The following is a 10386-nucleotide window of genomic DNA, read 5'->3' on the forward strand; positions in this document are numbered from 1 at the left end:
AACCTTGTTGGGTAAGACTTTTAGACTTTTTGTCAATCAAAAAGTACCAGGCCTGGGAGTGATCAGGGGGAAAATTCAGGTACTTTTTCCCTGAAAATTAGGTAGTTGACCACCTGAAAATCGGTAAAACCCATCCCCCAACCCCCAACCCCCAACCCCCACCGAAAAACTTTTTCAGCAGACCCTAAATAGAGCATTTAATTGATTATTTTTCATTCCTAATTCTCCTGACTCCTAACCAACCACGACAATTTTTGATTTTTACCAGAGGTCTAATTTATGAATTGGCAATTATTCGGACTGACATTTATCACGGTTTTTTTGGCAGAAATAGGCGATAAAAGTCAATTAGTAGCGATCGCTCTCGGTGGCAGTTCCAAATCACCTAAAGCTGTCTTTTTTGGCTCAATTACCGCCTTAATCTGCACCAGTTTCTTAGGAGTCCTTGCGGGCGGCAGTATGGCGCAGTTATTCCCCGCTAAGATATTAAAAGCGATAGCGGCCATTGGTTTTGCGCTGCTTGCTGTCCGGCTGCTTTGGCCAGATTCGGATTGATAATTATTGGGTTGGGCTGAATATTACTGGAAGCCTTACTAGAAAACGGTTTTGGCACTTTTTCCAGGCACGCGAGGCTATTGTATTATTATAAACCTCTTGCGTAATTAATTTTTGATGGTTCAAAAACGGCAAAAATAAGGATTAAATCGCATAAAGTATGTAAATATAGCGTTTACCAATCTCATGAGGTACACCAAAATCTTAACTCCTGACTCCTCAAAACCTAAGACTTTGTACCTCACAACTATGGAAATTGCAATAGACCATTTAATTGATTATAGCGTTTCCTGTTGACAAGAGGTACATTCTCAATCCTGAAAAGCTTAATCAGCAAAGGTTAAAGTGTGCCACACAGATGTGAGAACCGTTATATTATTCATTCTTAATTCTCCCGACTCCTGTCTCCTGTCTCCTGACTCCTGCCTCCTGTCTCCTGTCTCCCGACTCCTGATAGCTAAAAAACTTAGGTAAATTCCAGAAAAATCATTAATTTTTTCTAAAAAAGTAGCGGAAACTACAAAAAACATCCAAAAAGTAGCGAAAATCACAAAAAATCTGCTAACCTAGCCGTAATATCACACAGATATTCGTAGAAAGATTCCCGAAAATCTCCTCAGCAAAAACATCCGTGTGAAGTAGCTAATATTGTCAGCGAGGTTAGTTCAAGATCATCATGTCAAATTTAGGACGACGTAAATTTCTCCTGTACGGTTCTGCCGCTATGGGAACCAGTATTCTGTTAAAAGCTTGTGGTGGCAATCAAAGCCAAACCCCCACGGCCAGTCCTAGCCCGGCTGCTAGTCCCGCCCCAACTTCTGGAGAGACGATTAAGGTGGGTATTCTGCACTCCCTCAGTGGCACCATGGCCATCAGTGAAACCAGCGTAGTCGATGCGGAAAAACTGGCGATCGAGGAAATCAATGCCTCGGGTGGTGTTCTTGGTAAACAGATTGAGGCAGTGGTGGAAGATGGCGCTTCTGATTGGCCAACTTTTACCGAAAAAGCCACCAAACTGATCGATCAGGACAAAGTTTTGACCGTCTTCGGTTGTTGGACTTCCGCCAGTCGTCAGGCGGTTTTGCCCGTGTTTGAATCCAGAAACCATATGCTCTGGTATCCCGTCCAGTACGAGGGTCAAGAGTGTTCTAGAAATATCTTCTACACTGGCGCTGCCCCCAACCAGCAGATCGAGCCAGCAGTGACTTGGTTGCTGGAAAACAAAGGGAAAAAATTCTTCCTTGTCGGTTCCGATTACGTTTTCCCCCGCACTGCCAACACGATTATTAAAGAGCAGTTAAAGGTGAAAGGCGGCGAAACCGTGGGCGAAGACTATCTACCCCTAGGTAACACGGAAGTTACCCCGATTATCACCAAAATTAAGCAAGCTTTACCCGATGGCGGCGTTATTTTCAACACCCTCAACGGTGACAGTAACGTGGCTTTCTTCAAACAACTGCAAGCGGCCGGTTTAACTCCCGATAAATATCCGGTCATGTCGGTGAGTGTTGCCGAGGAAGAAGTTAAACAGATTGGTAAGGAATATCTCCTCGGTCAGTACGCTTGTTGGAACTATTTCCAAACCGTAGATACCCCCGCTAACAAGAAATTTGTTGCGGCTTTTCGAGCTAAATACGGTCCCGATCGCGTGACCAATGACCCGATGGAAGCGGCCTACATCATGGTCTATCTCTGGAAGCAAGCGGTGGAAAAAGCGGCAACCGCCGATGATCTCGACAAAGTTCGCGCCGCCGCCATCGGACAAAAATTCGATGCTCCCGAAGGACCGGTGGAAATGTTCCCCAATCATCACATCTCCAAAACCGTCCGCATTGGTCAGGTGAGAGATGATGGTCTATTTAACATCATTTGGTCAACTCCGGGGGTGGTGGATCCGCAACCCTGGAACCAATTTGTCCCCGAAACTAAGGGCTTTGCCTGTGACTGGACTGATCCGGCTAAGGGTGGTAAGTTCAAAATGGAAAAATCCTAGTTTTAGGAGTTTTTCCAGACAATAACGAGAGTGAGGTGGGCATTACTGCTCACCCCACTTTTTAAAGCTTAAAAATGCACAGGAATAACGAAAAGTGTCAGCATTATTAGAAGGATTATTTAATGGTATTAGCATCGGTTCTGTGCTATTGCTGGCCGCTTTAGGACTAGCGATTGTTTTCGGACTGATGGGGGTGATTAATCTCGCTCACGGTGAGTTAATGATGTTAGGGGCCTACAGTACTTTTGTGGTGCAAAATGTCTTTAAAGGTTTTGAAGATATTTATATTTTAAATGTCTTTCAAGCTTTCCGTATTTCTCTCTTTGATACTTATGTTTTATTCGCCCTACCGATCGCTTTTTTAGTGTCGGGATTGGCGGGATTATTATTAGAAAGGGGGGTGATTAGGTTCCTGTACGGCAGACCCCTAGAAACGCTGCTGGCCACTTGGGGAGTCAGCTTAATTCTGCAGCAATTTGTCAGAAGTGTCAACGGTTTATTAGTAATTAGTTTAATAGTTTTCTGTCTGTTATTTTTTGGGGCAATGACGGTGTTAAGTCGTCGCTTAGATTGGGAGAGAATTCGCAATTTAGCTATTGGTATCACCCTGCCTTTATCCCTAGCTATCGCTGGATTATTAGGCTATCTTTTATCTTTTAATCCCGTTCTCGCTAGACCCTGGTTTAGTGCCAGAAACGTCGATGTTACTGCTCCAGTTTGGTTACGGGGAGGTTTACCTTTACCAGGGTTTCAAATGCCCTACACCCGTCTATTTATTATCATTTTAACTGCCATTTGTTTGTTAGGAACCTATTGGTTTTTAAATAAATCTTCTTGGGGTTTACGCATTCGTGCCGTCACCCAAAATCGCCAGATGAGTGCCTGTTTAGGCATTCCCACTAATCAAGTGGATGCTTTGACTTTTGCCCTCGGTTCGGGATTAGCTGGAGTTGCCGGTTGTGCGATTAGTTTTTTGGGTTCCGTCGGTCCAAATGTGGGACAAAATTATATCGTTGATACCTTCATGGTAGTGGTGGTGGGAGGAGTGGGTAATCTCCTAGGAACTATTATCGCAGCCATGGCGATTGGTGTGGCTAATTATTTAATTGGTTCGGGAACTTTTGCTCTGATTTTTGGTTCCGTGGCAGCACTAAAACCCCTAACGGATTTCTTCACCTTTTTCTCCACCACTAGCATGGCAAAAGTGATGATTTTTGCTTTAATTATTGCTTTCTTGCAATTCAAACCTGCGGGAATTTTTCCTCCTAAAGGACGTACTGCCGAGTTATAGATTATGATTACCGAAACCATCACTAGAAAAGAATCCCGACAACGGGAAAAGAAAAAGTTAATCACGGAAATCGCTGTTATTGTTGGATTGGTGGTCATCTTTGCGCTGTTGCTGCCCTTAGCTTTGTCGGCTTTCCGCTTGCGTTTGTTGGGTCGATTTCTTTCCCTCGCTATTGTCGCTTTGGGGATAGATTTAATCTGGGGTTATACGGGTTTATTAAGTCTTGGTCATGGCATTTTTTTCGCCCTCGGTGGTTATGCTCTTGCCATGTACCTAAATCTTCAGTTACCACCGGGACAAATGCCCGAATTTTTTACTCTCTACGGGGTGACAGAATTACCTTTTGTTTGGCAACCTTTTTATTCCCTACCTTTGACAATTCTAGCCCTAATTATTGTACCAGCGATCGTGGCGGCATTATTAGGTTATTTAATCTTCCGCAATCGTATTAAAGGGGTTTATTTCTCGATTTTGACCCAAGCGGCTTTACTGGTATTTTTTAACTTTTTTAACGGTCAACAAAAGTTAATTAACGGCACTAATGGCTTAAAAACCGATACCCAAACAATTTTCGGGTTACTGGTGGGTTCCGATTCCGTTCAAGTGGCCTTTTATTTACTCACAATTGTCTGTTTACTGGCTATTTATCTGCTCTGTCGTTGGTTAACTACGGGCAGATTTGGGCGCTTATTAGTCGCCATTCGCGATGATGAGGTGCGGGTTCGTTTTTCCGGTTATGATCCTACTTGGTTTAAGGTGTTAGTTTTTGCCATTTCTGGGGCAATTGCTGGTGTTGCCGGCGCTCTTTATACCGTGCAAACGGGAATTATCACTCCTAACTCTATGGATGTGGCTTTTTCCATTGAAATGGTGATTTGGGTGGCTGTGGGGGGACGTGCTACTCTTGTGGGGGCAGTTGTCGGTACTTTATTAGTACGCATGGCCCAAACTTTTTTAAGCGAACAATTTCCGGAAGTCTGGGTATTTTTCCAAGGGGCATTATTCCTAATTGTGGTGACAGTGCTTCCCGATGGTATTCTCGGTGGGATTAAACGTTTGCTGACTCATTTTGGTTTCCGCAAAACTTTGATTACCTATCCTAGTATTGAGGAAGCTCCAGAAGTGCAACTGGAAAAAGAAGAATTAGAGCATAAGTGATCTTATGCTATCAGTTATCAGTTTTCAGTTTTCAGATGTGAGTTTTCAGTTCACTGATTACTGTTCACTGTTCACTGAAAATACTTCCCAACTCCCTCTTAGAAATTATGACTGGAAAAATCTTAGAAATCGAGAATCTTACCGTTAGTTTTGGGGGTTTTAAAGCTCTCAATAATCTTAATTTCAGTATGGATACGGGAGAATTGCGGGTGATTATCGGTCCCAATGGTGCGGGAAAAACCACTTTTTTAGATGTGATTACGGGGAAAGTGCAACCCACCATCGGACGGGTATTATTTAAAGGTCGAGATCTCCGCAAAATTCCCGAATATGCGATCGCTCGTTTGGGTATTGGTCGCAAATTCCAAACTCCTAGGGTATATTTAAATCTAACTGTCCGAGAAAATCTCGATTTGGTTAGCAACCGTAATAAAAATGTTTTCTCAACTCTTTTCGGTCGTCCTCCGCTAGAAGATAGCAGAAAAGTTATTGGTTTATTGGAAACTATCGGGTTAACTGCTAAAGCTGATTTACCCGCTTCTTTACTGTCCCACGGGGAAAAACAACGCCTAGAAATTGGCCAATTAGTGGCCCAGTCACCAGATTTACTGCTAGTAGATGAACCCGTAGCAGGATTAACCGATGAGGAAACGGAAAACGTGGGTAATTTGTTATTAAATCTAGCGGAAAGTCATTCAATTATTGTCATTGAACACGATATGGAGTTCGTCCGTCAAATTGCCCGCAAAGTCACGGTTTTACACCAAGGAACTGTTCTATGTGAGGGGAATATGGAGCAAATTCAAAATGATCCGAAAGTTATTGAAGTTTATCTGGGTTCCTCGGAAGAATAAAAAGTCAAACAATTAAAATTAGTTAAAAAGGGTTGACAATGTTACACATATCTGATCTCAATGTTTACTACGGAGAAAGTCATATTTTAAGAAATGTTGATCTTAACATTAATGCGGGAGAAATGGTCTGTTTAATCGGACGTAATGGCGTGGGTAAAACTACCCTATTAAAAACCCTAATGGGTATCTTAAAACCGCGAGCGGGAGTAATTAATTATGAGCAACAAAACCTGATTAATAAAACCTCAGATCAAAGAGCCAGATTAGGACTGGGTTATGTGCCGCAGGGTAGGGATATTATTCCCCGTTTAACGGTAAAAGAGAATTTAATTCTCGGTTTAGAAGCTTTACCGACAAAAAGAAAAAATGCCACAATTCCCGAAGAAATCTTTGATTTATTTCCCGTTTTAAAAACCATGTTATCGCGGATGGGAGGAGATTTAAGCGGGGGACAACAACAGCAATTAGCCATCGCTCGCGCCTTAGTGGGGGAACCAAAATTATTAATTTTAGATGAACCCACGGAAGGAATTCAACCGTCAATTATTCTCGAAATTGAAGCAGCGGTACGGCGTATTGTTGCCAGCAAAGGAATCGCCGTTTTATTAGTAGAACAACACCTGCATTTTGTCCGCCAAGCTGATCGATATTACGCCATGCAAAAAGGGGGAATTGTTGCTTCCGGTTTCACGAGCGAATTAAGTCAAGAAGTCATTCAGCGATTTTTGGCGGTTTAAACTTACTTTTTCCTTGATATATGACTCAAATAGTCGTAATTGGCGGCGGGGCAGCGGGATTTTTTGGAGCAATTAAAGCGGCAGAATCTAACCCAAAAGCTGGCGTTACTATCCTAGAAGCGGCAAAAGAACCTCTGGTGAAAGTGCGGATTTCGGGAGGGGGACGCTGTAATGTCACCCATCATTGTTTTGATGTTTCTCAATTGGTTAATTATTATCCTCACGGTGGCAAAGCACTACGGGGAGCTTTTAGTCGGTTTCAACCCCAAGATACTATTAAATGGTTTGAATTGCGGGGGGTAAAACTCAAAACAGAAGCGGATGGGCGAATGTTTCCCAGCACCGATAATTCTGAAACTATTGTTAATTGTCTGCGGGAAAGTGCGACTTTTGCCAGGGTTAATTTAAGGCTAAATTCCCCAGTCAAATCGGTAAAAAAACAGGAAGAAAGTTTTTTGATTGAATTAAAAGGCGATGAGCAAATTAGGGCAGATAAGCTGTTAATTGCGACGGGAAGTAGTCCTTTTGGTTATCGCACCGCTCAAGATTTAGGTCATTCTCTAATCTCTCCTGTCCCTTCTTTATTTACCTTTCAAATTGCCGATCCTCGTCTGAAAGATTTGTTAGGGGTTACTGTGGATAAAGTGCGAGTTCGTCTTGGGGGAAGCAAATTAGAACAAATCGGACCCTTGTTAATTACCCATTGGGGAGTTAGTGGACCGGCTATTTTAAAACTTTCTGCTTGGGGAGCGCGGTTACTTCACGAGCATCATTACCGAATGCCTTTAATAATTAATTGGTTGGAGGATTATCATCCTGAAAAATTGCGAGAAATTATCTTACAAACTAAAAGTGAATATCCCAAAAGAAAACTCTTTAATTATTGTCCCTTTGAGCAGTTACCCAAGCGTCTTTGGCAGAGTTTATTAAGTTACTTGACCGTTAACTCGGAAACTCCCTGGGCCGAATTATCTAAAAATACTCTCAATCGATTAATGATTGAATTACAGCAAGGGGAATATCAAATCAAAGGAAAAGGGGTGTTTAAGGAGGAATTTGTTACCTCTGGGGGAGTGAATCTTCAGGAAGTGGATTTTAAAACTATGGAAAGTAAAATCTGTCCGGGGTTATATTTTGCCGGGGAAGTACTAGATATCGATGGAGTCACGGGGGGATTTAATTTTCAAAGCGCTTGGACCACTGGTTATCTTGCCGGACAAGCTATGGGCAATAGATAGCAATATTGCTGGTGTATTAGGCTGCCCTAATACACCCGACGGCAATCAAACTCTGAGAAAATCTCACCTTAACTGATAGTTGATAACCGATTCCTTGATGTTGTTATTCCCAAATTGGACCGGCTGCAATTATTTCTTGGGAGGCAGTGGTAAATTGACGGAAATTTTCCACGAAACGATGGGCCAATTCTCGCGCCTGTAGGTCGTAGGATTCGCCATCTTGCCATGCTTGTCGCGGGTCGAGGATTTTTTTGGGAACTCCGGGGACAATTTCGGGGACGAGAACTTGAAAGATGGGATGAGGATGGAAAACTACTTCCTCTAAATCGCCATTTAAAGCAGCGGAAACCATAGCGCGGGTGTGTTTGATCGAAATGCGATCGCCGACTCCGTAGGGACCGCCGGACCAACCAGTATTAATCAGATAAACGGAGGTTTCGGGGTGTTGTTCTAAACGTTCCCCTAACATTTGGGCATAGACGAGGGGTGACAGAGGGAAGAAACATTGACCGAAACAACTGGAAAAAGTCACCTGTGGGGCGGTGATTCCCCGTTCCGTTCCCGCTAATTTGCTAGTATAACCGGAGAGGAAATGATACATCGCCTGGTTCGTGGTTAATTTGGCGATTGGTGGCAGTACCCCAAAAGCATCGGCAGTTAAGAAGATAATAGTTTTCGGGTGGGTTCCCATGCCAGATACGGCACAATTAGGGATATAACGCAGGGGATAGGCGGCGCGGGTGTTTTCGGTCAAACGTCCATCATCGTAGTCGGGAAGGCGATTATCGGCGGAAAGGATAACGTTTTCGAGAATAGTGCCAAATTGAATCGCCGCCCAGATTTGGGGTTCGTATTCGGCACTTAAACGGATGGTTTTAGCATAACAACCGCCTTCAAAGTTAAAAATGCCGTCTTCTGACCAACCGTGTTCATCATCACCGATGAGGCTGCGTTTAGGATCGGCGGAAAGGGTGGTTTTACCCGTACCGGAGAGACCGAAAAAGAGGGCCGTATGACCGTGTTTATCCATGTTAGCGGCACCGTGCATCGGTAAAACCCCTTGTTTGGTCATCAGGTAGTTCATCATCGAGAAGACGGATTTTTTGATTTCGCCAGCGTAGCGAGTGCCACCGATGAGAACGATTTTTTTGGCTAGGTTGAGGACGATAAAGGCTTCGCTGTTCAGGTCGTCATCTTCGGGATCTCCCTGTAACCCCGGCAGGGCAATCACGGTAAAATCAGTTTGATGGGCAGCTAGTTCGATCGCACTGGGCCGGAGGAATAACTGATGGGCAAAAAGATTATGATAGGCGATTTCGGTGACGACGCGCACGCCAAAGCGATAATTAGGATCGGACCCGACGTAACCATCGAAGATATATAGGTCTTTTCCCTGCACATAGGCGAGGACTTTTCGGTATAACTGCTGGAATTTTTCCTCGCTAATCGGGGCATTATGCTGATTCCAGTCGATTTCCTTTTCGCTATTGGCTTCTTTGACAATGAATTTATCTTTGGGGGAACGGCCGGTATATTTACCCGTTTCCACCACTAAAGCCCCATTATCGGCTAAAACACCCTCATGACGTTCGATCGCCTGTTCGACTAATTGCGGTACGGAAAGATTGCGATAAACGCGACCGAGATTTTTCATGCCTAGGTTTTCGAGGCCGTAGGTGGGATGAATTTGATGTTCTAATTCGTAGTGGAAATTGACGTTCTCCACGCGATCGGACAAGGGACAAGAGATACTATCATTGGTCAGCGTGTGTAGAGTCAGCATAACCCCAATTCTCCTGATAATTTAGTTGTCGGTTTAGAGCTAAGTTCCAGGTCTCTGATTAGTGCAGTTATAGAAACTAGAAAAACTCCGTTCTCTGTCTTTTTTCACTCCCAGACACCTAAGAAGCTATATTGATTAGTTTATCTGACGATATTTCCCTGATTAATCTGGTCTTTTGCTGTCGGTAAAGCCAATTTTAGAGCGGTAATTCAGGATTATTTGCGTATTTACCCGTCATCTCCCAGTCAGGGTTTTTACCTTTTCCCTCTTGCCGATCTAACTGCTTTTTCTAGATATTTTTAGTCTATCTGTACAATAGGATACAGACGAGTTTTTTTTTACAAAAATTAACAGCTAAACAAAATTGGTCAGCTAATCTAGCAGTTATCTTAATGGTGCGGTAGGAAGTCTCTGGTTTTGGGCAACGTCGGAACGCCGGAACAGTAGCTGGTCGTCCGGAGATGATGCCAAGGATCATAAACGTCGTCAAATTGATTTCGCCGCTAATAAAAAAAGTCGATTGACAGAGGGCAAGTTAGCGGCCAAAATTAACTCTATTAGCCGTTGGCAAGCTTGAGCATTGATTGTGTAACAGGTTAATTAAGTCTAGCTCGATCTCGAAAAAAAACAACTAATATTGACATCCTCACCGCCGTAAAACGGACGGTGATTCCCAAACCTCACGATTTGGGTTTCTGCTTCTTTCCCTTGCGGGGTTCCGCACCTGCCTTAACAGATTTACTCTGTTCTGGTCTTATGGTCGCTCTACAGACTGAC

8 protein-coding genes are annotated in these 10386 nt (G+C 43.5%); 7 read left to right on the top strand and 1 reads right to left on the bottom strand.

Going from position 1 to position 10386, the window contains the following annotated elements; all coding sequences use genetic code 11:
* Positions 1 to 279: 279 nt before the first annotated feature.
* The 7 genes from IM322_RS02840 (at position 280) to IM322_RS02870 (ending at position 7826) form a co-directional block, all read left to right on the top strand.
* Entirely contained in the window at positions 280 to 555 is a 276-nt protein-coding gene (locus IM322_RS02840; RefSeq protein WP_002732425.1) for a TMEM165/GDT1 family protein, read from the top strand.
* Between the two features lie 676 nt (positions 556 to 1231).
* Positions 1232 to 2548, top strand: coding sequence for an urea ABC transporter substrate-binding protein (gene urtA, locus IM322_RS02845; protein WP_287675644.1), 1317 nt, complete (start codon positions 1232 to 1234; stop codon positions 2546 to 2548).
* A gap of 94 nt (positions 2549 to 2642) precedes the next feature.
* Positions 2643 to 3839: an ABC transporter permease subunit gene (locus IM322_RS02850; RefSeq protein WP_287675645.1), complete on the top strand. Its 1197-nt coding sequence runs from the start codon at positions 2643 to 2645 to the stop codon at positions 3837 to 3839.
* A gap of 3 nt (positions 3840 to 3842) precedes the next feature.
* Positions 3843 to 4997, top strand: a complete 1155-nt coding sequence (urtC, locus tag IM322_RS02855; RefSeq protein ID WP_287675646.1) for an urea ABC transporter permease subunit UrtC — start codon at positions 3843 to 3845, stop codon at positions 4995 to 4997.
* Between the two features lie 107 nt (positions 4998 to 5104).
* The gene (urtD, locus tag IM322_RS02860) at positions 5105 to 5851 is read left to right on the top strand and encodes an urea ABC transporter ATP-binding protein UrtD (RefSeq protein ID WP_004163062.1); all 747 of its coding nucleotides are present in this window, start codon (positions 5105 to 5107) and stop codon (positions 5849 to 5851) included.
* A 38-nt stretch (positions 5852 to 5889) separates the two neighbouring features.
* The gene (gene urtE / locus IM322_RS02865) at positions 5890 to 6588 is read left to right on the top strand and encodes an urea ABC transporter ATP-binding subunit UrtE (RefSeq protein ID WP_185239060.1); all 699 of its coding nucleotides are present in this window, start codon (positions 5890 to 5892) and stop codon (positions 6586 to 6588) included.
* Positions 6589 to 6608: 20 nt separating this feature from the next.
* The gene (locus tag IM322_RS02870) at positions 6609 to 7826 is read left to right on the top strand and encodes a BaiN/RdsA family NAD(P)/FAD-dependent oxidoreductase (protein WP_287675647.1); all 1218 of its coding nucleotides are present in this window, start codon (positions 6609 to 6611) and stop codon (positions 7824 to 7826) included.
* 103 nt (positions 7827 to 7929) lie between these two features.
* On the opposite strand, the gene pckA is transcribed toward IM322_RS02870, so the two are convergent.
* The gene (pckA, locus tag IM322_RS02875; RefSeq protein ID WP_287675648.1) at positions 7930 to 9609 is read right to left on the bottom strand and encodes a phosphoenolpyruvate carboxykinase (ATP); all 1680 of its coding nucleotides are present in this window, start codon (positions 9607 to 9609) and stop codon (positions 7930 to 7932) included.
* Positions 9610 to 10386 lie beyond the last annotated feature (777 nt).

It is taken from the genome of Microcystis sp. M109S1, from assembly GCF_020247025.1.
GTDB lineage: Bacteria > Cyanobacteriota > Cyanobacteriia > Cyanobacteriales > Microcystaceae > Microcystis.

Coding starts and splice junctions, on each gene's coding strand:
- IM322_RS02840 (WP_002732425.1), top strand. CDS start 280: ATGAATTGGCAATTATTCGGACTGACATTTATCACGGTTTTTTTGGCA.
- urtA (WP_287675644.1), top strand. CDS start 1,232: ATGTCAAATTTAGGACGACGTAAATTTCTCCTGTACGGTTCTGCCGCT.
- urtC (WP_287675646.1), top strand. CDS start 3,843: ATGATTACCGAAACCATCACTAGAAAAGAATCCCGACAACGGGAAAAG.
- urtD (WP_004163062.1), top strand. CDS start 5,105: ATGACTGGAAAAATCTTAGAAATCGAGAATCTTACCGTTAGTTTTGGG.
- urtE (WP_185239060.1), top strand. CDS start 5,890: ATGTTACACATATCTGATCTCAATGTTTACTACGGAGAAAGTCATATT.
- IM322_RS02870 (WP_287675647.1), top strand. CDS start 6,609: ATGACTCAAATAGTCGTAATTGGCGGCGGGGCAGCGGGATTTTTTGGA.
- pckA (WP_287675648.1), bottom strand. CDS start 9,609: ATGCTGACTCTACACACGCTGACCAATGATAGTATCTCTTGTCCCTTG.